Origin of the sequence: Neobacillus sp. PS3-12, from assembly GCF_030915385.1 — a bacterium.
Taxonomy (GTDB): Bacteria; Bacillota; Bacilli; order Bacillales; family Cytobacillaceae; genus JAEVLT01.
In genome coordinates, this window is record NZ_CP133268.1 from 4,663,827 (window position 1) to 4,688,925 (window position 25,099).

Consider the following 25,099-nt stretch of genomic DNA (forward strand, 5'->3'; position numbering starts at 1 on the left):
GAAATGGAAGATCATCAGTTTAGAAATGCAATGGGGAATTTCGCCACGGGAATAACTGTTATTACAACTGTGGTTGAAAACGAAGTATATGGAATGACAGCTAACGCGTTTACGTCGGTAAGTCTAGATCCTAAGCTCGTTCTTATTTCAATAGCGAATAAGGCCAAGATGTTGACTCATATCCAACAATCTAAAAAGTTTGCAGTCAACTTTTTGGCATCTGATCAACGAGCTGTCTCTATGCAATTTGCTGGACAAATAAAAGATGCTAAACCATACGAGTTTGATTGGTTTAATTCTCATCCGGTAATTAAAGATGCCTTAGCTAATATTACCTGCAGTGTGAAAAGTGAATACGTTGCGGGTGACCATACGCTTTTAATTGGGGAAGTAACAAATCTTCAACTTAAAGATGGGGAACCTTTATTATTTTACCAAGGAAAATATCATGAACTTAAACACGTTGAGTAACGTTTTTAAGTTTAGTTGTACAAGAAAAGTACAAATCTCTTGAGGCCTCAAGATAAGATGAGAAGAGATTTTCGTAAGAATATTGTTATTGAAAGGATTAGAAATATGTTATTATCTAAATCTGTAATTATAGGGAAACAAATTGGAAGCTACCGCAAAAAGCTATATTCAGCAGTAAAGAGAAAAGGTGTTATAAATGATCCTGAAATTATAGAAATTAGCCAGGAACTAGATAAATTAATCTTATCACTACAAAAAATTGTTCTAAGTGAAAAGATATAGTAAAGAAACTTGGGTGCCACTGTCTCTACCCGAATACTGTCGAAGGGATTTCGATAAATTTGGGGCGTTGAAAGGCACTTTTTAATTTGTTTTTTGAAAATGGGATGGAGTAAAAATTGCAAGAACTGATAAAAAATCCATATATCGATTAAGATGAGAAATCATTCTTTGTTCCGCAAGTTCAGCATTTTTATGTTCAATCGCTTCATAAATATTAACACCATTAATGATGTTATAAATAATCAGAACTGATTATAATGTATTAGCTTGGGGATTGCCAAAAGATATTTACATTAGTTTAGCCCTTTATTACAGAGAAATATTTGAAATACAAAAAATTGTTAAACATTCAGGGCTACCTATTTTTGTTCCACAGGCTAATAATAGACCATACTTATCGAAATAAGAAACTCCTTTTCATCCGAATAAAAAACGTTTAACTGGTTTAGTTAAGGTCGAAATAAATAATTTAAATGAAATAATCCCAATTTAGAAAAACTCTTTATAGGAGGTCATTTGATGTTTCGGAAAAGCACAAGAAAACATCAAATGAGATTTTTACACCAAAGGAGAAAGATGTTAATAAGAAGGTGCATATCTCAAGGGAAAATTTAGAGAACAATTAAAAAGTGAGATTGATGATTTTTATCATATAATTATAAAAGGTGAAAGCAGCATGATGTAATTATGCGATCGAACCTTTGGGATGGCTAGATTTTGGAGTAAGATAAGAGTGGTTTTGCTAAACATCAAGGTTAATTAATGTAAATTTTTGATGCTTCTTTTTTATAGGAAATAGATGCAGTCTATTTTTCTATTGATACCAAAAGAGAGCTAAAACAATTATTTCCAAGTTTTAGTTCCATGGGTGCTGTTTACTGAATGATAAAAGACATAGTACGATTTACAATCTTATTTAATTCAGTTGAATTTTATCAAAATGTCCCCTTCAATGTTTTTAACTTTAAAAAAACAGAATATTTATTAGACAAAATTAGGTGCCGAGTTGGGTGCCCATTTATAAAATTTTAATGATACTACATAACACTCTAAATCACAGAAACCTTATTCTATAGCACTTTTTGGAACCTCGTGATACTAGAAATAACATTCTGGATAGAACTTCAAAACCGCTTGTGACCAGCGTTCCAGGTCTGGTGGATTCGATTCCCACGCAGTCCCGCCAACAAATGTGTTTCCTACATAATATATTCAATCGTTAAAGAACTAATATAATGTATGATCCAGAACCTTCTACTAATAAAATGTAGAAGGTTTTTGTGCTTTAAAACAATGCCGTGGAACAAGAAAATTCAGGTGATACCTATCACTGAAATTATGTTCTTGTAACGATTGAACCAACATATTCTAATAATATTTCAAAACTCAAGCTGTTCAGAGAGCACAGGCAAGCTTTGAAGTTATAACGTAAAGGAGTAGAGGAGGACTTGGGGGTATCCATACAGGAAATTAACGATATGGACGTATCGGAGTTTACTAAAACTTTAGGCTGGGTGTTTGAGGGCTCTCCGTGGGTTGCTGAGAATGCTTGGAAAAGCGGCCCTTTCCGTTCACGGGACCATTTATTAGAAGCGATGGTTACTACTGTAAAGGACGCCGGTGAATCCTTACAGATTTCAATATTACGTGCACATCCAGATCTTGGTGCAAAAATAAAAATGTCGGATTTATCTAAAGAAGAGCAAGCTGGTGCAGGGCTAGATAGGCTTTCTAAAGAAGAATTCGAAGAATTTCGTTTGCATAATCAGATTTATGTGGAGAAATTCGGGTTTCCTTTTATCATGGCGGTCAGGAGCAAGGGAAAGGAAACAATTCTCTCAGAAATGAAAGAAAGAGTTTGCAACGCTTATGAAGATGAATGGGATAAGGCCTTTAAAGAGGTATTTAAGATCGCCTCCATCCGATTAACCGATATGATTTTATGAAAGGGGATATTCAGATGGAAAGAACGATGTGTTACGGAAAGGAAGATGTGTGGGTGTACCGCACTTACTCCAAGCCGCTTGAAGGAATTCAAACTATTCCGGAGTCGACGTTCACAGGCCGTAGGAATATCCTTTTTGGAATGAATGTGAAGGTTGCTGCAGAAGGTGTGGAATTTTTGACCAGCTTTACAGAAGGGGATAATACCAAGATAGTTGCGACTGATTCCATGAAGAACTTTATTTTAAGGCATGCAGGTCAATATGAGGGAGCGACTTTAGAAGGGTTTCTTGAATTTACAGGCCGCAGTTTTTTAAAAAAATATCAACAGATGACCGGAATCAGGGTTTCTGCAAAACAGATTCCCTTTGATGAACTTCCCGTTTGTACAGGATCCTCCTTTGAACCGAGTCATTTGGTATTTCGCTATTCACTAAACGAACAAGCATGCGCCTCGGTAGAAGTGAAGCGATCAGCACACAAGATTGTTACAACCAGTCAAACGAGCGGCTTAACAGGATTAAAGCTAATTAAAGTAAAGGGAAGTTCGTTCTATGGGTACGTAAAAGATGAATATACTACCCTTCCGGAATCGTTCGACCGCCCATTGTTTATTTATTTGAATATTAACTGGTGTTATGACGATCACGAGGACGCAAAAGGAGAGGATCCGAAAAAGTATGTAGCGGCAGAACAAGTGAGGGATATAGCCTATACGATTTTTCATGAAGAAAATTCTCCTTCAATTCAAAACTTGATTTATCGTATCGGCTTAAGAATACTGGAGCGATTCCCACAGTTAGCCGAAGTTCGATTTGAATCCAATAATCGGACATGGGAAACCGTGTTAGATGAAATTCCTGGCTCAATAGAGGGGAAAGTTTTTACTGAGCCGCGTCCGCCGTTTGGATTTCAATGCTTTTCGATGACCCGTGCTGATCTTCCAGAAAAAAGGCTGCCTTCAAAATGACAGGAATGTTAACTACCCATGTATTAGATTTGAGTAACAGCAAACCTGCACAAGGTATTTTAGTAGAATTGTGGCGCCGTGGTCCAGATAACACTTTCGAATTTCTGCAGCGCGATTATACCAATAAGGATGGAAGATTAAATCAGCCTCTCCTTAAAGGGATGGACATGCAAATAGGATACTATGAATTACGGTTTCATGTTGGAGATTATTATCGAAAACAAGGAGTAAATAATGGCGACCCGGTATTTCTTGATTGTGTTCCGATCTGGTTTGGCATTGCCGAACCTGCTTCACACTATCATGTTCCATTGTTAATTTCACCTGGAGGATACAGTACTTATAGAGGGTGTTAAAGGAGGAACATAAATATGCGGACAGAGCTATGGGTGAAAAATGGTCTTGTTTATACAGATAAGGGATTTCAACAGATGGATATAAAAGTGACCGATCAAAAAATAGATCTTATTAGAGAAAACAATGCAGAACCACTAGCCCAAAAGCAGTCCGTTACTATCATCGATGCAAGCGGATGTCTAGTTGTCCCTGGTTTTATAGATGCACATGTTCATTTTAATGACCCTGGCCGCACTGCTTGGGAGGGAATGGAGACGGGCAGCAGAGCGGCAGCAATCGGTGGGACAACGACCCTTTTTGATATGCCCCTGAATTGTAAACCATCGGTGACAAGTTTACAAAGTTTAGTCGATAAAAAAAGGTATTTATCCTCTCTCTCCTATGTGGATTATGCCCTTTGGGGTGGTATGACGGGTGATACCATTCAGTCACAGGAATTTACCCGAATGGAGGAAGGGATTATCGCCTGGAAGGCTTTTATGTGTGAGAGCGGAATAGAAGATTTTAAAATGGTTTCTTATGAAGAATTAAAACAAGCAATGAAAATAGCCAAAGAACAAAATAAAATCCTTGCCCTTCATGCTGAATGGGAGGATGAAATGAATAAGCTGACATCGTTTTATAAACAAACCAGGATCAATGACCGAATTGCCTATCTAAATAGCCGCCCCATTTATGCGGAGGAAAAGGCTGTCAGCAATGCTTTGGAATTGGCGGCAGCATATGGAACTTCCGTTCATTTTGTTCACATTAGTAGTTCAAGAGTGATTGAAATGATCCAACAGGCAAAAAAAAGTGGTGTCAATGTAACGGTCGAAACGTGCCCGCATTATCTCGTTTTCGATGATCAAGATTTTATTAGGCAGGGTCCCATTCTAAAATGTGCCCCGCCATTACGGTCTCGGGAAGAAGTAGAAAAACTGTGGGATTGCATCAATAGAGGCTGGGTCGATACGATTGCCTCTGATCATTCACCATGCTTGTACTCTATGAAATTAACCAATTCTATTTGGGATGCATGGGGAGGTATACAAGGAGTCCAGTATACGTGGCTAGCTTTACTTGATCAGGCACTGAAAAGGAAAATAAGTCTTTCACGAATAATACCATTAGGTACAGTTAATGTGGCAGATCGATTTGGCGTTGCCGACAGAAAAGGGAGAATTCTCTCTGGAATGGATGCGGATCTTGTCCTAATAGCATTAGATGAACAAACACATGTCGATCAAAAATCAATGGCCTTTCGGAATCCTTTTTCTCCATATGAAGACTTTACTTTTCAACTCAAAATAAAAAAGACGATTCTCCGTGGAAAAGTGATCTATGATGATCAAATCGGGGTAACGGAAAAACATGGAATATGCCTTTTATGATTGGAGGTCTTGAGTTGAAGAAGATTCCTAATCACCTGGCTGAAGCCATTCATTGGTTAAGCGAATTTGGGAAAGAAGTAGGCGGAGGAGTTACGAGGCCTCTTTATTCCCGACCTTGGAAGGAAGCTCAGGAAGCACTTAAGTTTTGGATGGAGCAACTAGGGTTTCATCCATATTATGATCCTATCGGCAATTTATTTGGAAGATTATCCTCTCTCGAGAAGGATGCCCCGGTAATCCTTGTTGGATCGCATGTGGATACAGTCAAATCAGGAGGGAAATATGACGGAGCATATGGGATCATAGCCGGAATCCTTGCATTAAAATATTTAAAACAGAAGTATGGTACACCTAAAAGGCATATCGAGGTTGTCTCCTTATGCGAGGAGGAAGGAAGCCGTTTTCCGCTTACCTGCTCGGGATCAGGGATGATCACAGGGGCATATACCATTGAAAGTTTTTCGGGTTTAAAGGGATTTGATGGAGTAACCTTTGAGGATGCAATGATGGAGGCAGGATTGGGTCCTTTCAATCAACCTTACACGGTACGTGGAGACATTCACACATTTATTGAATTACATATTGAACAGGGTCCCGTGCTGGAAAAGTTGCAAAAATCAATAGGTATTGTCGAAACCATTGTGGGTCAAAAACGCTTTCGGGTTACGGTAGAAGGTGAATCCAATCATGCCGGCACAACATTGATGAAATGGAGAAAGGACGCTGTTCGCGGAGCCGTATCCATGATTGATCTTTTATATTCTTTTGTAAAAAAATATGATGAGCATCTTGTGACGACAGTTGGTCAGCTATTCGTTGAACCCAATGTACCCAATGTCATCGCTGGCAGGGTAGTGTTTTCGGTCGATGCAAGACATCCATCAGAATCAATATTACATTCTTTTTGCCAGCAATTTTTGGACGGATTTAATCAAATAGCTAAAAAAATGGGATTAACGGTTTATTCAGAGCAGTGCCACGAAGTACATCCAGTACACATGGATTCCGAACTTCAAAGCATTGTCAAAGAAATCTGTACTAGAAATCATATCCCGTTTTATAGGATGAATAGCGGTGCCGGTCATGACGCCCAATTATTTGCTCCATTTTGTCCAACGGTACTGTTTTTTGTCCCAAGCCGCGACGGGATCAGTCATTCACCACTTGAAAATACCTCCGATCAAGACCTTGAAATCGGCTTCCATGTATTGACACAAGTATTGCACTATTTAGCATACGAGTAAGGTGGGGAGAAAATGATAAGGGACCACGACAAAAAGAATCTTGTACGTTGGATTCAAGGACAACGAGAGGAAATGGTTTATTTTTTAAAAAAGCTGGTGCAATTCCCTTCTGATAATCCAACTGGCGATTGTTTTCCCATTGCGGAATATTTGAAAAAAGATCTTACTAAATTGGGGTTCAAAAACACTTTATTACTCGACGTTGACGATGAGGCTGTGAAAAAAGCAGGGATGGTCAGCTTAGCGAATGTTGTGTGTTCCACCGTTTTTGGTAAGGGCGAGGGGCTAAACATTGCTTTAAATGCTCATGGAGATGTTGTTCCTCCAGGATTAGGCTGGAGTGTTAGCCCGTATGGAGGGGAAATTATTGATGGAAAAATGTATGGAAGGGGGGCAGCAGTTTCTAAGTCAGATATTGCTGCATACACCTTTGCTGTTCTTGCCTTAAAACATGCGATTGCCGATCAAACGCTCAATGGAAAGGTTGATCTTGCTTTTACATTTGATGAAGAAACAGGAGGGGAACTTGGTCCGAAATGGCTTCTTGATCACGGCTTTATTAAACCGGACCTCGCAATTGCGGCTGGGTTTACGTATTCGGCCGTTAATGCTCATAATGGCTGCTTACACTTGGAAATTAAAGCAACAGGGAAATCGGCCCATGCCGCCCTGCCTCATACCGGTATCGATGCAATTAGGGCAATAACCAAGATCTTAACAGCTTTATATGAATATCGTAAAACGCTTGCTGCTAAAAAATCATCAATACCTGGAATTGACTGCCCAACCATTGTTGTGGGAATGATTTCAGGCGGAATTAACACAAATGTTGTGCCTGACGAATGCGTGATTCGGGTTGACCGCCGGATGATACCCGAAGAAGATTCTGAACAAGCTTTGAAAGAAATAAAGGATATCGTAGAGCAAGCTGTAAAAAATTGTGAAGGTCTAAAAATTGAAATCAAAAAAATCCTTCATGCCGAGAGTTTTGGACCCGTTCCCGAAAATTCGGAGCTCATTCAAACGCTTGCTGAGAACTGGCGCTATATCATGCATGGGAAAGGTGAGTTATCGATAAATGGTGTCCCATTGTATACAGATGCCCGTCACTTTTTTTCAAAAGAGATCCCTACAGTTATGTTTGGAGCAGGACCGAGAGTACTTGAAGAAGCAAATGGTCATCGAGCGGATGAAAATATTAATCTTGAGGATTTGTTAAATGCAACCAAAATTATCGCTTGTACGTTGTATGATTTATTACTAGATTCTGATACTTAATGGTCAGGAATTTAGACTAGAAAATGAAAAGATTCGTCTATTAAAAAAACTCCAACAGTTGTTGAAGTCAGATTGTCGGGAAAGGAGTATTTTTTCTCGGCAATTTTTTATTTACGCCGAGTCCTGGAATCAAAATGATACCCTCGTTGGGCTAATGCATTTGGATCTTTTTTATCCAAATCAATTAATTCCATATAATAGTCGATATCCCCTCGAATTGGATCCAAAGGAAGAAGGTCTAATTCAAAACCAAAATGATTCAGCCATTTCATCTTTAGAATCGCAATTTCTTGTTCCTTTGCCGGTCGAAAATGTTCGATGGCTTTTGTCATATCGGTCATATATTCTTTTAATCGAACACGCGGGTCTTTTGCCATTTGTTTGGCAATATACTCCTCGATCCATGCGAAATCTTCTTCAGGATCGACGTTATCATCCTTTTTCTTTTTCCACCACATTAATAGCCCCCCTCCTTTAAAAAAAGTGTATTTTAGCTTATTAATTATCTATAAAAAAGATTCTGTGTCCATGAACAAATAATTGGAGTTTGAAAACAGTTTTATAATAATTAAAATCGGGAAAGAGGGAAAGTGCATCATGGTATTCAGGCACTTAGGCTATACTAGGCACCGGATAACAACCATTTTTGCAAATTATGTCTTTCTATAGTGGCACTATTTTTCGGAAGAAGCTAGGAGAAATTTTTTCACAATTAGGTTATGGGATTTATCAACGTTGTTACAGGCAATAACAAAAAAATATGCTCGACTCCCTGACACTTTACAGACTGAATTACTTTTAAAACGTGCTTGGGCTCTTGTGGTTGAAGGGGACTAATTAATCTCTAAAATTGGTATTAAAGGTGAACAAAGCTACATCTATCAATATTCTACATTCATCACACCAGACATGTTGAGTGCGTCTTTCTATTAATGTTGAAATAGTATTTGATTTATAACCGAGCAAAGTGGTAAAAAATAAAAGCGATTTAGAGTCCGATTTTGATTAAAGAATGGGGCTCTTTTAGTATCATCTTGCACATTCTGTGGATGATCTCTCAAACTAATTGGATATAATGTTATTATAAATAATCTTATTTTGAGGGATCGGTATGAATGAATATGAAAAACTGCAAAAAGAAAATTATTACCTGAAGCAATTATTGATGAAGATGATGCATAATCATACCATGATTGACACTTGTAAACTAGTAGTCCGTTTGGCCATGTGTTAATGATGAAAGAGACTAAGTTTAATACGAAGAAAACCGAATTTCATGAGATTTACGAGGAACTCGTATTAGACTCAAGCAGGAACCTTCAAATACTTGACGATGTCTTACAGTCACTGGAAAAGGGCCGCTCCCCCATTATATTAACGGAACGTCTTGAACATTTGGAAATATTGAAAAATCAATTCCAAGGATTTGCTAAAAACATTATTGTGTTAGCGGGAAACATGAAGAAGAAAGATCAGAAAAGAGAGCTTGAACGTCTATCAGCAATTCCAAAGGATGAGGAGAGGTTAGTGATTGCAACCGGAAAATTTATCGGGGAAGGCTTTGATGACCCACGATTGGATACCTTATTCCTAACAATGCCAATATCTTGGAAAGGAACCCTGCAACAATATGTTGGCCGCCTTCATCGTCATTATCAAGGAAAACAAGTGGGACAAGGTCAACCATGTTGCTTTGATAAATTTGTTAGGTTTATTCCTCCAATGAACGAATGATTCCATTGAAATACAAATACCGATTTTCTTCGTTAGGGGCCAGATCTCATGTTATTTCACACCAAAGTTTTGATATAATTTTATTGAGGTGATGTTCAGTGAATTCTTTAAGTGAGCATGCAAAAAAAGAACTAGTTGATGCTCTTCAAGGTAAAGAATCAGGAGTCTTTGTAATAAATGGGAAGTTGTTTTCCATTGAAGTGGAAAATGATAACGAGGAAATAATTGAAGATTTAAGTGGTAATTTAGCTAAAGAAATTGAAGAATATCCTGAACTTAAAGCTTCTTTGTCACGATATAAAGACAACCCAGATATGAAAAGGTATTCTGGAAGTGAGTTGAAATCTAAACGTAATGAAAAAAGAAAATAGGAATCAATATAAAGTACTTTTTACAGAAGAATTTGAATTATGTTTAGATAATATTCAACAGTTTTTTTCTGAACAAGGGGTAGACACTCTAGAATGGTGGTTTTCAAAGGAAGATGAAATAATTGATTATATTGAATCAAACCTCTCTCAAAGCCCTTATATGGGTCTAGCTGTTGAGGGTGGGAGCTTTAGAGGACTCAGGAGAATAACATACGGAAAAAGCAGGCATATAATGCTAAATTATATAATATATTATGCAGTTCATGAAAATGACGGTTACATTGATGTCATTAACATCTTACCTTCGAGATCTAAGCGAAAGAGAATCAAATAATAAGTATATCCCACCAGCACCCCATGTGTTGCACATACACTCGACACAGTTGGAGTATAGGAACAAAAGTGAATATTTTTTAAAATAAAAAAACACTCACGAATGTTGACATATCATCATTTGTGAGTGTTTTTTTGTATAGGAAAATAAATTTAAAAATATTTTTCACAATCTAACAGAAGGATTTCCGTAGCTTACCAAGAGATTAATCGTCATCACAGAATTATTTTTGTCACTTAACATTCACATTTCTATAAAAAACAACCTGTCCTTTTGTCTCCTTAAATTCTATATAGAAGGTGAGAAGAGGTTTTGTTAAAAAGAAAGGAATGTGGTTGATGATGGCAAAATTTCGAATGGTGCGAACTGAATTTTGGACGAATCCGATTGCTGTTGAGGAAATGAGTCCGGAGGATAAATATTTTTACCTTTATCTACAGACGAATCCGCAAACGACTCAAATCGGGATCAATAAAATTACGAAAAAACAAATGGCTTTTTATTTGGGTTATATTCGTTAGAAAGTGTTCATGCGTTAATGGATCGATTCATCGAGCATCACAAGTTGAAAAAGAAATGATATTAAAGGCCATGAATATTGCATGTGCGAATAACAAACGAAAACTAAACTATATCGTTGGGATTCTCAAAAACTGGAAAATGAATCTTTACTAACCGTAGAAGAAATTGATTCGGATGATGAGAACCACAAGGCTATTAGACAGATATAGGGATCTGTTCCTGCTGGAAGGTCGATTCCAAGTGCATTTAAACTCGATCTGACGGCAGGTGAAGAGGAATGAGCTTTGCTGAAAAAGCGTTCTTAGGGAGCTTGATGAAAGCGGAGTACTTACTCAAGGATACGGTGGTTCAACCTGAACAGCTTGAAAGTACACGGCACCAAGAATTAATGCGAAGAATGGTGGAGTTAAAGCGTGCTGGAAAAAATATTGATGTGATTACAATGACAACCTTACCCGATCTCGAATCATTTGGTGGAATTTCCTACCTTATGGGACTGTTATCGTGTGCAGATGTTGAGAAATTTGATGGAACGGAGAAGCTCATTATTGACCTGTGGAAGGAGCGGGAAAAGAGAAACATCTTGAGTGTTGCAGCGATGAATGATTGGGAGATTGCAAAGGTCATTGCTGAATTGGATAAAATTAACCAAATGAAGATGGAAGATCACACGTCCTTACACCAGGCCCTGTCAGATATTTATGAGGCCCCCTGGGAAGATCAAACAACTATGAAAAATGCGACAACAGGTATTCATAAGCTAGACGAAGTGACGGGAGGCTTTCAGGGGGGGGAAGTAACAATTTTGGCGGCAAGACCCTCGATGGAGATAAAACCATTTACCACGAATAAGAGACCCTTTAGTGAGATAACAGTAAGTCGCCTTTTGGGCCAAAGACATCCTAACATTATTCATGGAAACCCAATTAATAATGTTATTTGGAGGATACGCTTAGTACGCCTTTTCCTCCAAATGTATAGTAAAATTCGGGGTTAGTCACTTCAGACATAAACAAGGGGACGGTTTCACATGTTTCGAAATCAGGTTAGATTGAAACGCAAGAACCGTCCCTATGTTCTTCCTAACTAGCACATGATTTCAGAAAAATTTAATAATAAATCTATTGAAATAGGTGGAAATTAATAAAGTTAATGAAAGGGCACAGATCTTAAACAATACATCTGTGCCTAAAAATCCGTGCTTTTTAGGAGGAAATAAACTTCATGAGTGAAAAAAAATTACAGAATATACATATACTCGTAACAGGTGCCTCAAGCGGGCTTGGTCTTTCTATGGCGGAAGCGCTTCTGCGATCGGGAGCAACTGTTGCGTTGGCTTCCAGACCTGGAAGTAGGCTGGATGAAGCAGTTGCCCGTTTGACGCAAGCAGGGTATTCAGCTGTTGGAATTCCATTGGATGTCCGGTCAGAACAATCTGTCGATGAGGCGGTCCAATGGGTGAGAAGAGAATGGGGAAAGCTGGATGTTCTTGTCAACAATGCAGGAATTGGAATGAAAACAGTCAACCCGCGTTTTTTGGTGGATCCACAACCATTTTTTAAGGTTTCGCCAGAGGGATTTCGGAATTTAATCGATACCAATTTAACAGGCTATTTCCTTGTTGCCAGGGGGGTTACCCCTCTCATGATCGAACAAGGGAAAGGACGGATCATTAATATTTCCATGAACCATGAAACCATGAAAAGAAAGGGATTTGTTCCTTATGGGCCATCAAGAGCCGCAACGGAATCTCTTTCACATATCATGGCAGAAGATTTGAAGGAGTATGGGATTACAGTAAATATGCTGTTACCAGGCGGGGCTACTATCACGGGGATGATTCCCGATGAACTCCGTAACGAGATCGAATCCAAATTTCAGTTATTGGATCCAAAGGTTATGGACGAACCAATTGTATTTTTAGCATCGCCCCGTGCTGAGGGAATAACGGGGGAACGAATCGTTGCTGCTGATTTTAAGAAGTGGCTTCAAGAGAGGGTTTAAAAGATGTGTTGATGTTTAATGAAAGGAGCGAGAGACCTTGAATGAGAAGAAAAAAGTTGGAGAAATAGCTGTCAATTATGTGGATGACGGAATGGTTGTTGGATTGGGAACGGGCTCCACTGTATATTTTAGCATTTGTAAAATTGGAGAATTAGTTAAACAAGGACTTTCTATAACAGGGATCCCTACTTCTAAACAAACGGAAAATTTGGCAAAAGAACTAGGGATTCCTCTGGTCTCATTTGCTGAAATTGATCAAATTGATGTGGCCATCGATGGGGCTGATGAAGTTAATTCGGAATTAGTCCTTATAAAAGGAGGGGGCGGCGCCCTTTTACGGGAGAAAATCATTGCCAAGGCAGCTGAAACGTTTATAGTGGTAGCTGATTCTCATAAAATGGTGGAAAAACTTGGACTCGTCCCGCTTCCAGTAGAAGTAGTGCCATTTGGATTCGAAATGACTAGGAAATATATTGAAGAGCTAGGGTGCAGTCCAAAGTTGCGGCAAAATAATGGAACACCTTTTCTTACGGAAAACGGCAACTATATTTTTGACTGCAGCTTTCCAGAGATAACAAATCCTGGTTCACTAGAAACGAAACTCAATATGATACCAGGCGTAGTCGATAATGGCTTATTTAATGAAATGGCTGATATCGTCATTACCTTGAATAGTAATAAGGAAATTGAAATTAATAAGCGGGAAGTGGAAAAATCATGATGGGCCTCAAAAAAAGAATCTGAAACAACTAGTGCCTTTCTATAATTAGGAGAGGCCCTTATATTTTGTTCGTGTTTGACAGTAACATCACATAAAGTGGGAATGATTTTGGCACCAAATAGAAGTAACAAGAGTATTCTACTGTTAGCAATGGACTTACTAAGTATCTGGAGGATTTGACTGTGCGCCCTGTTACGATATAAGTTTACGGCATTATATGATATTGTTATTTTTGGAAAATTTAAACACTCAAGTACCTTGACAAGAAATGTTATGATATAATAAATGGTAAGTTTGGAATGTTTGAAAAGTTTGAAGTTCTAAGGATGAAAATCAGAATACGATGAAAGGAGGACTTAATATGTATGGAGATCTTTTAAATATATCTGAAGCTGCAAAGTTAGTTGGAGTTTCACCAAGTACCTTACGGCGTTTAGAGAAAGATGGTTATATAGAAGAATATGGTTTAAGGGTTATATATACACCTGGAGGACAAAGAAGATATGTTTTGGATGAGTTGAAGCAACTATACTCCACCCAAGGATTTTCAGGGCAGATTGGATTCGGCCAAAAACCTGCTCTTAATTCGTGATTTAACAATCGCATTTACTGAATCACATTCTCAATTAGCTATCAAACTGGAAAATCAAATTTCTGCAACACAAAGACTTATTGAAGAATCTCTTTTACTTAAAATACCGATTATCTTTAGTACTACTATTTATGATTCAGACCATAAGGTATCTAGATTATGGTGTGAAAAATTTCCTTCACTTCAGATTTTAGATCGTGAAAGTAAGTGGGTAAACATCCATCCAGCTTTAAGTGACTATCCTTTTGATATGATTACTCCTACAGTATATATTACTAGTATTTATGATAGTCCTGTAGATGAATTTTTACAGAAATGTCAAGTTGATACAATCATATTGGCAGGTGCAACCACAAGTGGAAGTATAAGAGCAAATGCGGTAGATGCTCTTCAAAGAGGATACAGAGTTATTATCCCTAGTGAGGCTGTTGGAGATCGTAATCAATCCTTACATAACTCTACTTTAATAGACCTAAATGCTAGATATGCAGATGTAATGAATCTGGAGAAGGTTCTAAAAGGTATGAAGCGATAATTAGCAAGGTAGAATTAAGTAAAAAAACCGTGAATTTATCTTCGTGATAATTCACGGTTTTTTTGTTAGAATTTTCTTTTAATTTAAATAAATTTGAATATTGACATAATTGAAAGCGTGTAATAAAATAAAGTCATGGAAGGTTTGGTAAGTTTGGTAGATTGAGGTAAATTTAAAAGACATTATACAACTTTGGAAACTTCAATCTATAGGTTTTGAATAAATTTTATACTATTTTAAGGAGGAATAAAAATGGAAAAGACTCAGGTAGCATCAAAGTTTTTGAAAACAGGTGAGGAGTTTAAGGAAAGTCTTCGTGATGATCGCACAGTTTATTATAAGGGTGAACGAATTGAAGATGTGACTGCTCACCCGGCTACTAGCGGCGGTATCAATATTATGGCTAAAATTTATGATGCTCAGCATAATACGGAAACTCAAGACAAACTTACTTATATCAGCCCAGAGTCAGGTGAACGCGTCAGTAAGGCCTGGATGATTCCAAGAACGAAGGAAGAGCTTAAAGGCCGTCGGGAATTGACTGACTTCGTAGCTCAAGAAACTTTCGGAGTGTTTGGCAGACCATTCGATTTAGCTCCACTTGTTCCTGTAGGTATGGCGGCGCATCTTTCCAAATTTCGCAAGAAAAGACCAGAATATGCAGAAAATGTTCTTCACTATATCGACTATGCACAGAAAAATAACCTGATGGGACCAGAAGTGTTAGTGGATCCTCAAAATGACCGTTCGAAAGCAGCAGCTGCAGGTGCCCGCCTATTCGATAACGAATTAGGAAGCAAAATAAAAGGAGGAGACTCCACACCTGCGTTGCTTCGGGTAGTGAAAGAGACGGAGGAGGGAATCTACATTAGCGGAGCAAAAGCAGTAGGTTCTGTTTCTTCTCAAGGTAACGAAATGATTCTTTCTAACCTGATGCGCCCAGGTTTGTTACCGGAAGAATCACTTTGGTTAGCAGTTCCTATTAATTCACCAGGCATTCATATTGTCTGCCGTGAAACAGTCTCTACCGACTCTCTTAGTTCTTATGATCACCCGGTGAAATCACGAGGAGAAGAAATGGATTCCTTCCTCATTTTTGATAACGTTTTTGTAGAGAAATGGAGAATTTTCAACTATGGTGTGCCGGAACTTAATGAATTGTATGGAGATGTTGTATTAGGAGTACACTGGCACGTATTGTCCCGCTTAGCAACTAAAGCAGAATTGTATGCCGGGGCTGCACAACTTATCGTTGATGCACTTGGAACAGGAAAAATTCCAGGCGTACGTTCAATCGTATCCGAAGTCATTCAATATGCTCAAACGTTAAGAGCCTATGTTTTAGCTTCTGAGGAATTAGCCAAATTGACTGATGATGGCGTTATGTGGCCTGATGTCAATATGCTTACAGCGGGACGTCTATATGGAATCACACAGTATCCGCAAATTATTCATCACCTTCAAGAGCTATGTGGACAGGGATTGGTTATGAGATTCTCTGAAAAAGACTATAATCATCCGTTTATTGGTGGAAAATTAGAGGAATTGCTCTTTGGACGCGATTTAACCTCCAAGCAGAAGAATTTGTTGATGAACTTCATTTGGGATATTACAACTGATTCTCACGCTGGCCGCGTAGCTCTGTTTGAAAACGTGAATGCATTGCCAGCACCACTATTGCGTGAGCGTCTGTATCATGAATATGACCGTACACCTTTCATGAACCATATTCGTAAATCGATCGGACTTCCTTTGTAAGTGTAAAAGAATAATAGCTTAATAGGTTCTATCATTTGGAGGTGTACAAATTGAAAAAAAACTATCGAATAGGACTGGTTGTTCCCAGTTCAAATACAACAATGGAAACAGAAATTCCTGCAATGCTTAGATGGAGAGAACAGGTCGATCCGGAATTATCATTTACTTTTCATTCAAGCAGAATGCGAATGAAACATGTAACAAAAGAGGAATTGAAAGCAATGGATATTGAAAGTGATCGCTGTGCCGTTGAACTTTCAGATGCCAGATGCGATGCTCTTGCCTATGCGTGTCTTGTTGCCATCATGTGCCAAGGGCCGGGATACCATATGGAATCCGAAGAACGTCTGTTTAAAGTAACAGAACAAAATGGAGCTGCTACGCCGGTTATTAGCAGTGCTGGAGCCTTAGTGGAGGGTATTAAAGCCTTAGGAGCAAAAAAAGTTGCTATTATTACTCCTTATATGAAGCCATTAACAAACCAGGTTATTGACTATATAGAGTCTAGTGGAATACAAGTGACAGATTCGATTAGCTTGGAAATCCCGGATAATCTGGAAGTAGGACGACAAGATCCGATGAGGTTAGTTGATATTGTGAAACATTTGGATATTAGCCAAGCTGATGCCGTTGTCTTATCTGCTTGCGTACAGATGCCTTCACTGGATGCGATTCAGATCGTTGAAAATCAAATAGGAAAACCTGTGCTATCAGCAGCTGTTTCAACAGTGTATAAAATTCTTAAAACCCTTAACTTAAACCCTTATGTACCTAATGCCGGTAAATTGTTGTCAGGGGGAATTTTGTCAAATGTTTCATCTCAGGAGGGAAAATTTCGTGGATAATGTAAAAGATCGATTCCTTGAATCAATGGGTAGACTGGCTGCCGGGGTAACAGTGGTTTTGACTGAAATGGATGGCCGCCCGTGGGGTTTAACTGTAAGTGCGTGTTGTTCAATCTCTATGGAGCCGCCGCTGATTTTAGTAAGCCTGGCAACGAAAGCTGCGAGTACCCAAGCAATTATTGATCATGATCGTTTTAGTGTAAGTTTATTGGCTGAAGACCAAATCGAAATCGCAAAATCAGGAGCTAAATCAGGAGCACCAAAGTTTTTTGAGGACTTTGCAGAAAGCAAAGGAAACTACAATTATAATGTTAAAAATGCATTAGCGAATATTCATTGTAAAGTAGACCAAGTTGTCCCAGCTGGAGATCATACTATTTTTATCGGTTTAGTTGAAGATGTACAGCTTGGTGAAGCAAAATCTCCACTGGTTTACTTTAATAGGCAATTTGGTGAATTTACTACTGGTGTAAAGAGTTAATTAACAATTGGGGTCCCTCTAAGTTTGTTTCTTTCCAATCTTAGAGGGTTCAGGAGGCGAGTATTGTGGTGCAGCATAAAGATGATGAGAAATTCTTTAAAGAAAGAGGGTTTGGAAAATTATTGGGCTTTGGTAAAAACTGGGCTTGGTAGTAGTGGATTTGATTACAGGATTTACAGATCCCGGTATGCCAATGGGCTCTGATTTAACTCCACAAATTGAAAAAGTGAATAAGCTATTGCATACGATGCACACAATGGATCTACCAGTGTTCTTTACGACGATTTCTTATGATGATAATTTATTTGCTGATTCTGGAATATGGTATCAAAAAATGGAGGGCTTAAAAACATTAAAAGCTGGTACTGACGCCGTAAAAGTAGACCCTCGTTTAGATTTTCAAACAGGTGACGGCTTAATTGTTAAGAAATACGCTTCTGCCTTTTTTGGGACGGATCTTATTGCACGCCTGAATGCAAACAATGTTGATACGGTTATTATCGTTGGTTGTACTACATGTGGCTGCGTACGTGCCACAGCTGTAGATGCGCTGCAATACGGATACAGACCGATTGTGGTTGAGGATGCTGTAGGTGATCGTTCGGTAGCATCACATGAACAAAGTCTATTTGATTTACGGCAAAAATATGCGGATGTATTAAAAACCGATGAAATCGTAACAACTATTTCCTCCAAATATATTTCCGAATCTATAGAAGCTTTTCTAAGTTAGCATATTTAATCATTTAGAGCCCTTGAAGCACAGGCTGGACTGACATAAAAAGAAAGTACTGCTTTATACTCATGTTATCTATCGGCCAAGGGCTCTGATTTTTTCTATAAAATATATTAGGTTTCATTCTATTGCGGAAAAACTTTTGATAGGATGCTAGGAAAAAGCCGTAAGACTTCCACGATTGAACGGTTGGAATAAGTGAGGTGATGATGGTGAAATATTATAAAGATCTATTTAACCCGAAAGTAGCTGAAATTCAACAAGGTTCTTATATAACGATTGGCACATTTGATGGCGTTCATAAGGGCCACCAACAGTTAATATCAGATGTTGTAAGGGAAGCTAAAAAAAATTCCAGTCCCTCTATAGTCATTACGTTTGACCCTCTACCGAAAACATTTTTCGGTAACGCGGATACACAGTCCATCCGTTTAACTTGTCCCACGACGAGAGCAGAACGTATTGCTGCACTGGGAGTAGATATTCTCCTTGAATATACCTTTGATCACAGCTTTTCAAAAATAAGTGCTAATGATTTTATTAAGAAGATTCTTTTGGGTCTAAACCCTAAAAGACTTTTTATTGGGGAAGATTTTAGGTTTGGCTATAAAGGATCGGGTAATCCTGATGTTTTAAAACGGGAAGGTCTTAGATATGGATTTGAGACACAAATAGTAAAATTTATGGATTTATATAATGAGCGAATCTCTAGTACAAGTGTGCGTCATGCTATAAAAAATGGTGATCTTAAGTTTGTTACTGAACTTCTGGGAAAAAAACATGAAATGAGTGGCAGGATTGCTAGGACGTTAGATGATTACGAAGTATTATTCTTGCCGGATTATGACATAATTCTACCCCCTGCGGGAGAATATATGGTGAGCATTGAAAATTCAAGTAAAAAGTATTTTACTAAAGCGACGATTTTAGCTCAGAATAAATCTACCCTAATAATTTTAGAAATCCCCATGATCAATAGTCTTTCAAAGGATAACGTCATTCTCAAATTTATTCAGTCTAATGCAATAAAAACTACTGAGGAAATGAAGAGCCTCTCTCTATTAAGCTAGCGAACACCAGGAATAGCATTTAATATTATTATTTTCCAATAAAATCCAAATTCTAATATGGAAAGAAAATCTTTCAACTAACCATTTAAATAAGTCAGAGAATAGAATAGATTACAATCTTCAAAAATCAGCACTGTTTATAAAAAATCCAGCCTATCTCTTCCTCTGGAAACAGGCAGGATTCTACTTGTTTGCCTCTCTGAATCAGTGATACAAAAATCAGAATAATTCAATACTAGCATTCGTTTTATAAAATTCTTTATATTCGAATAATACTTAACATTTACACTATTTTAGAGGTGGGATAGAATGGAGGTGATGGAAATTTTGGTAAGATTGATAGTTTGAGATAATGATTATAGAAATTAACTTTGATGACTTTTATCTTTGAGTGTTAAAGGATCTTCTTTAAAGGGGGAGAAAGAATGGAAAAGACTCAAGTAATATCAAAGTATTTAAAAACAGGGGAAATGTATAAGGAAAGTCTCCGTGATAACCGTACAGTTTATTATAAAGGTGAACGAATTCCGGATGTCACTACTCACTCGGCTACTAGCGGTGGTATTGATATTATGGCCAAAATCTTTAATGCTCAGCATAATTCTGAAACGAAAGATACGCTTACTTATATTAGGTCTGATTTAGGGGAACGAGTCACCAAAGCGTGGATGATTCCAAGAACGAAGGAAGATCTTAAGAGCCGTCGTGAATTAACGGACTATATCGCTCAGGAAACCTTCGGAGTGTTTGGCCGACCGTTTGATTTGGCTCCACTCGTACCAGTAGGTATGGCAGCTTATCTTTCCCAATTCCGAAGCAAAAGGCCTGAATATGCGGATAATGTTCTTCACTATATCGACTATGCGCAAAAAAATAACCTAATGGGACCCGAAGTGTTAGTGGATCCTCAAAACGACCGTTCCAAAGCTGCAGCAGCTGGTGCCCGCCTATTCGATAACGAATTAGGAAGCCAATTAAAAGGAGGCGATTCCACACCTGCTTTGCTTCGGGTTGTGAAAGAGACGGAAGAAGGAATCTATATCAGTGGAGCGAAGGCTGTGGGTTCTGTTTCGTCCCAAGGAAATGAAATGATCCTCTCCAACCTGATGCGCCCAGGTTTGTTACCTGAGGAATCTCTATGGCTTTCAGTACCAATTAATGCGCCAGGCATCCATATTATCTGCCGGGAAACAGTTTCAACGGATTCTGTTAGTTCATATGATCACCCAGTTAAGTCACGTGGAGAAGAAATGGATTCTTTCTTGATTTTTGATAATGTTTTCATAGAGAAATGGAGGATTTTTAACTATGGAGTTCCAGAACTTAATGAGTTGTACGGGGCCGTTGTATTAGGAGCGCACTGGCATATTCTCTCACGTTTGGCTACTAAGGCTGAAATGTACGCCGGGGCTGCCCAACTCATAGTTGATGCATTAGGAACAGGGAATATTCCAGGGGTACGTTCGATCGTATCTGAGGTCATTCAGTATGCTCAAACGTTAAGGGCTTATGTATTAGCGTCAGAGGAATTAGCTAAACCGACACAAGATGAAGTGATGTGGCCGGATGTAAATATGCTTACAGCGGGACGTCTATATGGAATAACAAACTATCCGAAGATCATCCATCATCTTCAGGAATTATGCGGACAGGGATTGGTCATGAGATTTTCGGAGAAAGACTATGAACATCCGTTTATTGGCGCAAAATTAGAAGAACTTCTCTTTGGACGCAATTTAACCTCAAAACAGAAAAATTTATTGATGAACTTCATTTGGGATATAACCACCGATTCCCACGCTGGCCGCGTCGGACTATTTGAAAACGTTAATGCACTGCCTGCACCATTGCTTCGCGAGCGTCTGTACCATGAATATGATCGAACACCTTTTATGAACAAAATTCGTAAATCGATTGGACTTCCTTTAGAGGTGTAATGAACCTTCGTATCTAAACGCAACATGTAAGTTGCTTGAAATTCAATAGAGTTAAAGTTTAGAGGAGATATTAATATGAAGCAAAATGATTCTTTTGATGACTTATATGTTAAGGGGCTTAATGCGAAAATACACATGATTTCGAAAGGGGAAAAAGCAGATACTCCCGTCATTTTTTTGCCGGGAATTACAAGTTACAGCTATTCATTTAGAAAAATCTTAAATTTGATGCCTAAAAAATACCATTGCTTATCAATGGACCCAAGAGGCAGAGGACAGTCCGATCGGCCTAAGCAAGGGTATCTTTTAAAAGATTATTGCGAAGATTTACTGAATGTTGTCAACGCATTAATCGATCATCCTGTTTCTCCAATCTTGGTTGGCCACTCCATGGGAGCACGAATCGCTGCTGCATTTGGGAGTCAATACCCATCTCTCATTTCAGGAATGGTATTAATTGATCCTCCTATAAATGGCCCAGGCCAGAGAGATGTATATCCGAATCCTCTGTCCATGTTTTTAAAACAAAAGGAGGCTGTTGATCAAGGAGAAATGGAATTATTCCGCAGTTTCTTCCCTTCCTTTTCCGATGAACAAATAGCCGAAAGAGCAGAAGAGTATCGAAATAACAGTTTGCAAGCGATTATTGAATCTTACCAATCTCTGTTACTGGAGCCTTTTCAAGTATATATCAAAATGCTTACAGTTCCTGCATTACTGTTAGCTGCAGAACACGGAGACACTATTCGTGAAAACGAACTGCAGGTTTTGAAAACAATCAACCCTTCTCTGCAAGTTGAAAGGGTTAAAGGTGTAGGACACATGGTGTATAAAGATGCACCTGAACAAACAGTTGATTATATCGTTTCATTTATTGAAGGACTTACAAAAAAATGAAAGAGGTGTCTATAAATGACTGTTGAATTTAATGAAATGGTTTCCCTATTTAAAAGAGAGCTTGAATTGTGTAAATTAAAGCCATCTGAAACGATGGCGGTATTAACCTCAGGCGAAATTAGAACAGATTATGCGAAAGCGTTCCTTACTGCAGCGTCAGAGCTTGGGACGAATGCCTTTGAATTAAAACTGCCGCCTGCGAAACAAGGCCCAGAAGGTTCATTCGGAATTACACCTTTGACAGATAACCGCGTTGCGGTTGAATGTTTAAAAAAGGCTGATCTTGTCATAGACTTAGTGCTCCTCCTTTTTTCTAAGGAACAGCTTGAACTGCAGGAAGCAGGAGTAAGGATTTTGATGGTTATCGAACCGTTCGATGTCATAAAAAGGATGTTTCCAAAAGAAAGTGACAAAGAGAGAGTACTTTATGCAACCAATTTATTAAGAAATGCAAAAGAATTAAGATTTACCAGTAAGGCCGGCACCGATGTGACGTATCAGTTGGGTCAATATCCAATCTTGACGGAATATGGTTTTGCCGATGAACCAGGAAGATGGGACCACTTGCCAAGTTGTTTCGCTGCAGCGACATCGAATGATAGCGGGGTTGATGGGGTAGTAGTTTTGGATAAAGGTGACATATTTTTCCCATTTAACCGATATTTTCAAGATCAAGTGAAGCTAACCATAAAAGGTGGATATGTTGTCAACATAGAAGGCGGTTTTGACGCCATGCTGATGAGGGAATATATGGAGAGCTTTAATGACCCACGGGCTTACGCGATATCCCACATAGGCTGGGGACTTAACGAAAGGGCACAATGGCATAGTTTGGCCCTCGATGATCAAGTGTTTGGCATGGATGGCCGTGCTTTTTATGGGAATGTCTTATTTTCCTTAGGTCCAAACTCTGAATTAGGGGGGAACAACGATACCCCATGCCATCTTGATTTACCAATGAAAAATTGTACCTTATATTTGGACGGAAAGTTAATTGTTAAAGAAGGAGATATTGTGATTGATGAAATGAACCCTGTAAAGCAGCAACTAGTTTGATAAAAAATCCTTATTTTTCTGGCACTGAGTAAAAGATTTTGAATCTATGAATCTTAATATTGAAAGAACAACTCTACTGCGATTTAATACAACTTCTTTGCGAGAGATGGTACCTTTATAATATTTTGACCATTAAACGGAGGTATGTATATTGAGCAACCAAACGGTTAACGTGAAAGAGCATTCTTCAATTGAAATACGTGGTGTCGATATGATTCCGGAGAATGAACGGAATTCGAAGGCATCAAATGTATTCTACGTTCTATGTGGTTCGCAATTTGCTTTCGGGATTATGGCGATCGGTTCATTACCGATTGTTTTTGGACTTGGATGGTGGGCAGCTTTCTGGGCTATGACTCTGGGGCTTGCGATTGGTTCGATCGTTATTGGACCATTAGCTATTTTGTCGCAAAGGACAGGAACCAATGGAGCGCTTGCCAGCGGAGCACACTTTGGAGTAAAAGGCCGTGTCATTGGATCAGTTCTTAATATCGTTATAGCAGTAGGATTTTATGCTCTAATGGTTTGGACTGGAGCTCAAGCCTTTGTTGCAGGAGGTCACCGATTGTTCGGTTGGTCTGAAGGGATCGGTACGCTGCTGATAGGATGCGTTATTATCAGTTTAATAACAGCCACCGTTGCGATTATGGGCCATAAGGTAGTCGTCTTGTTTGAAAAAATAGGAACTTGGTTTGTAGGCAGTATTGTCATTTTGTCTTTGTTTACTTTTGCTTCACAGTTTGACGTTAGTTATAAAGGCGGTCAGTATTTGTTAGGCGGTTTTTGGCCAACATGGGTTCTCGCTATGCTCGTAGTGGCATCAGTGCCGATTTCTTATGCGCCATTCGTTGGAGATTATAGCAGATATATTCCAAATCGCCATAGTTCAAAAAAATTAACTGGGGCAACATCCCTAGGAATGTTTGTCGGCTGTTGGTTAGCGATGGTGCCTGCCTCATATATGATGTCCACAGTGAAGGATTTATCCACGCCGTTTGTTACAGGAATTATTGGCGGATCTCCTTCCTGGTGGGTTTTACCTATTACGCTTGCTGGAATATTTGGCAGTCTGCCGAACGGTGGTTTGTGTTTATACAGTGCCGGACTTTCTTTAGAGACTCTTGGATGGAAGCTTAAACGTGTTACTACCACTATAATAATGACTGTTGTCGGGTTTCTGCTAGTATTTATAGGTGTACTTGATGTTTCCGATATGATGCAACTGATTGACGCGTTTGTCATTATCATTATTGTGGGTGTATCACCTTGGCTAGCGATCAATCTTGTCGGGCACTACTTAGTGAAGGGCCGATATAAGCCCTTGGATTTACACAATAGCTCACCTTCAAGCAGCTATTGGTACTCGAATGGGTTTAATATTCCGGCGGTTATTTCCTGGACTATTGGCCTTATTGTGGGATTATTGTTCACAAGCTCCAGCATTTACACGGCCCGCTCGTACATGATGTTGGCGGAATCGACCTAAGTTTTACTTCATCAGCCATTGTTGGAGCAGTATTATACTATATTTTAATGAAGTTATTTCCGTATACTTCAACCATCGTCAACAGCGAGCACGCTGAGAAT

At 38.7% G+C, this 25,099-nt stretch carries 27 protein-coding genes and 1 pseudogene; 27 read left to right on the plus strand and 1 reads right to left on the minus strand.

The features are described 5' to 3' along the window. Window positions 1-3: 3 nt before the first annotated feature. The 8 genes from RCG17_RS23495 (at window position 4) to RCG17_RS23530 (ending at window position 7,919) form a co-directional block, all read left to right on the plus strand. Window positions 4-471, plus strand: a complete 468-nt coding sequence (locus RCG17_RS23495) for a flavin reductase family protein (protein WP_308172445.1) — start codon at window positions 4-6, stop codon at window positions 469-471. 105 nt (window positions 472-576) lie between these two features. Beyond that, window positions 577-753, plus strand: coding sequence for an aspartyl-phosphate phosphatase Spo0E family protein (locus RCG17_RS23500; protein WP_308172446.1), 177 nt, complete (start codon window positions 577-579; stop codon window positions 751-753). Between the two features lie 1,448 nt (window positions 754-2,201). After that, complete coding sequence (gene uraD, locus RCG17_RS23505; RefSeq protein ID WP_308172447.1) at window positions 2,202-2,699, plus strand: 2-oxo-4-hydroxy-4-carboxy-5-ureidoimidazoline decarboxylase; 498 nt, start codon at window positions 2,202-2,204, stop codon at window positions 2,697-2,699. A gap of 14 nt (window positions 2,700-2,713) precedes the next feature. Continuing rightward, a complete protein-coding gene (gene pucL, locus RCG17_RS23510; protein WP_308172448.1) occupies window positions 2,714-3,667 on the plus strand; it encodes a factor-independent urate hydroxylase in 954 nt (317 codons plus the stop codon). After that, the gene (gene uraH / locus RCG17_RS23515) at window positions 3,664-4,023 is read left to right on the plus strand and encodes a hydroxyisourate hydrolase (protein WP_308172449.1); all 360 of its coding nucleotides are present in this window, start codon (window positions 3,664-3,666) and stop codon (window positions 4,021-4,023) included. The genes pucL and uraH overlap by 4 nt, the downstream gene beginning before the upstream one ends. A 15-nt stretch (window positions 4,024-4,038) precedes the next feature. Next, window positions 4,039-5,397 (plus strand): allantoinase AllB, encoded by a 1,359-nt coding sequence (gene allB / locus RCG17_RS23520; RefSeq protein ID WP_308172450.1) that lies wholly within the window; start codon window positions 4,039-4,041, stop codon window positions 5,395-5,397. Between the two features lie 14 nt (window positions 5,398-5,411). Next, a complete protein-coding gene (locus RCG17_RS23525; protein ID WP_308172451.1) occupies window positions 5,412-6,641 on the plus strand; it encodes a Zn-dependent hydrolase in 1,230 nt (409 codons plus the stop codon). A 12-nt stretch (window positions 6,642-6,653) separates the two neighbouring features. Beyond that, on the plus strand, window positions 6,654-7,919 hold the full coding sequence (locus RCG17_RS23530) for an ArgE/DapE family deacylase (protein ID WP_308172452.1): 1,266 nt from the start codon (window positions 6,654-6,656) through the stop codon (window positions 7,917-7,919). A gap of 107 nt (window positions 7,920-8,026) precedes the next feature. Here the strand turns inward: RCG17_RS23530 and RCG17_RS23535 are convergent, their stop codons facing one another. Beyond that, window positions 8,027-8,377 (minus strand): hypothetical protein, encoded by a 351-nt coding sequence (locus RCG17_RS23535; RefSeq protein ID WP_308172453.1) that lies wholly within the window; start codon window positions 8,375-8,377, stop codon window positions 8,027-8,029. A 775-nt stretch (window positions 8,378-9,152) separates the two neighbouring features. Between RCG17_RS23535 and RCG17_RS23540 the strand changes: the two genes are divergently transcribed. From RCG17_RS23540 to RCG17_RS23630, 19 genes and pseudogenes are all read left to right on the plus strand, one after another. Further along, a complete protein-coding gene (locus RCG17_RS23540; protein ID WP_308172454.1) occupies window positions 9,153-9,653 on the plus strand; it encodes a DEAD/DEAH box helicase in 501 nt (166 codons plus the stop codon). Window positions 9,654-9,751: 98 nt separating this feature from the next. Further along, the gene (locus tag RCG17_RS23545; protein WP_308172410.1) at window positions 9,752-10,024 is read left to right on the plus strand and encodes a hypothetical protein; all 273 of its coding nucleotides are present in this window, start codon (window positions 9,752-9,754) and stop codon (window positions 10,022-10,024) included. Continuing rightward, window positions 10,008-10,358, plus strand: coding sequence for a type II toxin-antitoxin system RelE/ParE family toxin (locus RCG17_RS23550; protein ID WP_308172455.1), 351 nt, complete (start codon window positions 10,008-10,010; stop codon window positions 10,356-10,358). Before RCG17_RS23545 ends, RCG17_RS23550 begins: the two co-directional genes overlap by 17 nt. A gap of 341 nt (window positions 10,359-10,699) precedes the next feature. Further along, window positions 10,700-10,926: pseudogene (locus RCG17_RS23555) on the plus strand (DNA replication protein DnaD); the annotation flags it as partial. 23 nt (window positions 10,927-10,949) lie between these two features. Beyond that, window positions 10,950-11,033, plus strand: a complete 84-nt coding sequence (locus RCG17_RS23560) for a DnaD domain protein (protein ID WP_308175934.1) — start codon at window positions 10,950-10,952, stop codon at window positions 11,031-11,033. A gap of 124 nt (window positions 11,034-11,157) precedes the next feature. After that, window positions 11,158-11,877, plus strand: a complete 720-nt coding sequence (locus tag RCG17_RS23565) for a DnaB-like helicase N-terminal domain-containing protein (protein WP_308172456.1) — start codon at window positions 11,158-11,160, stop codon at window positions 11,875-11,877. A 227-nt stretch (window positions 11,878-12,104) separates the two neighbouring features. Continuing rightward, complete coding sequence (locus tag RCG17_RS23570) at window positions 12,105-12,884, plus strand: SDR family NAD(P)-dependent oxidoreductase (RefSeq protein ID WP_308172457.1); 780 nt, start codon at window positions 12,105-12,107, stop codon at window positions 12,882-12,884. Between the two features lie 37 nt (window positions 12,885-12,921). Further along, entirely contained in the window at window positions 12,922-13,605 is a 684-nt protein-coding gene (gene rpiA / locus RCG17_RS23575) for a ribose-5-phosphate isomerase RpiA (RefSeq protein WP_308172458.1), read from the plus strand. A 361-nt stretch (window positions 13,606-13,966) separates the two neighbouring features. Next, complete coding sequence (locus RCG17_RS23580; RefSeq protein WP_308172459.1) at window positions 13,967-14,197, plus strand: MerR family DNA-binding transcriptional regulator; 231 nt, start codon at window positions 13,967-13,969, stop codon at window positions 14,195-14,197. After that, window positions 14,163-14,732 carry an isochorismatase family protein gene (locus tag RCG17_RS23585; protein WP_308172460.1) on the plus strand — a complete coding sequence of 190 codons (570 nt, stop codon included), beginning with the start codon at window positions 14,163-14,165 and terminating at the stop codon, window positions 14,730-14,732. The genes RCG17_RS23580 and RCG17_RS23585 overlap by 35 nt, the downstream gene beginning before the upstream one ends. Before the next feature lie 252 nt (window positions 14,733-14,984). Beyond that, complete coding sequence (locus RCG17_RS23590; RefSeq protein WP_308172461.1) at window positions 14,985-16,490, plus strand: 4-hydroxyphenylacetate 3-hydroxylase N-terminal domain-containing protein; 1,506 nt, start codon at window positions 14,985-14,987, stop codon at window positions 16,488-16,490. Window positions 16,491-16,540: 50 nt separating this feature from the next. Beyond that, on the plus strand, window positions 16,541-17,335 hold the full coding sequence (locus RCG17_RS23595) for a maleate cis-trans isomerase family protein (protein WP_308172462.1): 795 nt from the start codon (window positions 16,541-16,543) through the stop codon (window positions 17,333-17,335). Further along, on the plus strand, window positions 17,328-17,816 hold the full coding sequence (locus RCG17_RS23600; protein ID WP_308172463.1) for a flavin reductase family protein: 489 nt from the start codon (window positions 17,328-17,330) through the stop codon (window positions 17,814-17,816). Before RCG17_RS23595 ends, RCG17_RS23600 begins: the two co-directional genes overlap by 8 nt. Before the next feature lie 154 nt (window positions 17,817-17,970). After that, window positions 17,971-18,549, plus strand: a complete 579-nt coding sequence (locus RCG17_RS23605; RefSeq protein WP_308172464.1) for an isochorismatase family protein — start codon at window positions 17,971-17,973, stop codon at window positions 18,547-18,549. Between the two features lie 209 nt (window positions 18,550-18,758). Further along, window positions 18,759-19,622, plus strand: coding sequence for an FAD synthetase family protein (locus RCG17_RS23610; protein ID WP_308175935.1), 864 nt, complete (start codon window positions 18,759-18,761; stop codon window positions 19,620-19,622). A gap of 425 nt (window positions 19,623-20,047) precedes the next feature. Further along, window positions 20,048-21,559, plus strand: a complete 1,512-nt coding sequence (locus RCG17_RS23615) for a 4-hydroxyphenylacetate 3-hydroxylase N-terminal domain-containing protein (protein WP_308172465.1) — start codon at window positions 20,048-20,050, stop codon at window positions 21,557-21,559. A 75-nt stretch (window positions 21,560-21,634) separates the two neighbouring features. Next, the gene (locus RCG17_RS23620) at window positions 21,635-22,456 is read left to right on the plus strand and encodes an alpha/beta fold hydrolase (protein WP_308172466.1); all 822 of its coding nucleotides are present in this window, start codon (window positions 21,635-21,637) and stop codon (window positions 22,454-22,456) included. 15 nt (window positions 22,457-22,471) lie between these two features. Continuing rightward, the gene (locus RCG17_RS23625; protein ID WP_308172467.1) at window positions 22,472-23,512 is read left to right on the plus strand and encodes a 2,5-dihydroxypyridine 5,6-dioxygenase NicX family protein; all 1,041 of its coding nucleotides are present in this window, start codon (window positions 22,472-22,474) and stop codon (window positions 23,510-23,512) included. Window positions 23,513-23,663: 151 nt separating this feature from the next. Further along, entirely contained in the window at window positions 23,664-24,998 is a 1,335-nt protein-coding gene (locus RCG17_RS23630; protein ID WP_308172468.1) for a purine-cytosine permease family protein, read from the plus strand. Window positions 24,999-25,099: the final 101 nt, after the last annotated feature.

Excerpts from the sequence above, each read along its gene's own strand:
- RCG17_RS23615 (WP_308172465.1), top strand. The coding sequence starts at position 20,048 with ATGGAAAAGACTCAAGTAATATCAAAGTATTTAAAAACAGGGGAAATG.
- RCG17_RS23625 (WP_308172467.1), top strand. The coding sequence starts at position 22,472 with ATGACTGTTGAATTTAATGAAATGGTTTCCCTATTTAAAAGAGAGCTT.
- RCG17_RS23565 (WP_308172456.1), top strand. The coding sequence starts at position 11,158 with ATGAGCTTTGCTGAAAAAGCGTTCTTAGGGAGCTTGATGAAAGCGGAG.
- RCG17_RS23580 (WP_308172459.1), top strand. The coding sequence starts at position 13,967 with ATGTATGGAGATCTTTTAAATATATCTGAAGCTGCAAAGTTAGTTGGA.
- pucL (WP_308172448.1), top strand. The coding sequence starts at position 2,714 with ATGGAAAGAACGATGTGTTACGGAAAGGAAGATGTGTGGGTGTACCGC.
- uraH (WP_308172449.1), top strand. The coding sequence starts at position 3,664 with ATGACAGGAATGTTAACTACCCATGTATTAGATTTGAGTAACAGCAAA.
- RCG17_RS23560 (WP_308175934.1), top strand. The coding sequence starts at position 10,950 with ATGAATATTGCATGTGCGAATAACAAACGAAAACTAAACTATATCGTT.
- RCG17_RS23540 (WP_308172454.1), top strand. The coding sequence starts at position 9,153 with ATGATGAAAGAGACTAAGTTTAATACGAAGAAAACCGAATTTCATGAG.
- RCG17_RS23500 (WP_308172446.1), top strand. The coding sequence starts at position 577 with ATGTTATTATCTAAATCTGTAATTATAGGGAAACAAATTGGAAGCTAC.
- RCG17_RS23495 (WP_308172445.1), top strand. The coding sequence starts at position 4 with ATGGAAGATCATCAGTTTAGAAATGCAATGGGGAATTTCGCCACGGGA.
- RCG17_RS23550 (WP_308172455.1), top strand. The coding sequence starts at position 10,008 with ATGAAAAAAGAAAATAGGAATCAATATAAAGTACTTTTTACAGAAGAA.
- RCG17_RS23570 (WP_308172457.1), top strand. The coding sequence starts at position 12,105 with ATGAGTGAAAAAAAATTACAGAATATACATATACTCGTAACAGGTGCC.
- RCG17_RS23610 (WP_308175935.1), top strand. The coding sequence starts at position 18,759 with ATGATGGTGAAATATTATAAAGATCTATTTAACCCGAAAGTAGCTGAA.
- RCG17_RS23590 (WP_308172461.1), top strand. The coding sequence starts at position 14,985 with ATGGAAAAGACTCAGGTAGCATCAAAGTTTTTGAAAACAGGTGAGGAG.
- RCG17_RS23620 (WP_308172466.1), top strand. The coding sequence starts at position 21,635 with ATGAAGCAAAATGATTCTTTTGATGACTTATATGTTAAGGGGCTTAAT.
- RCG17_RS23535 (WP_308172453.1), bottom strand. The coding sequence starts at position 8,377 with ATGTGGTGGAAAAAGAAAAAGGATGATAACGTCGATCCTGAAGAAGAT.
- RCG17_RS23530 (WP_308172452.1), top strand. The coding sequence starts at position 6,654 with ATGATAAGGGACCACGACAAAAAGAATCTTGTACGTTGGATTCAAGGA.
- allB (WP_308172450.1), top strand. The coding sequence starts at position 4,039 with ATGCGGACAGAGCTATGGGTGAAAAATGGTCTTGTTTATACAGATAAG.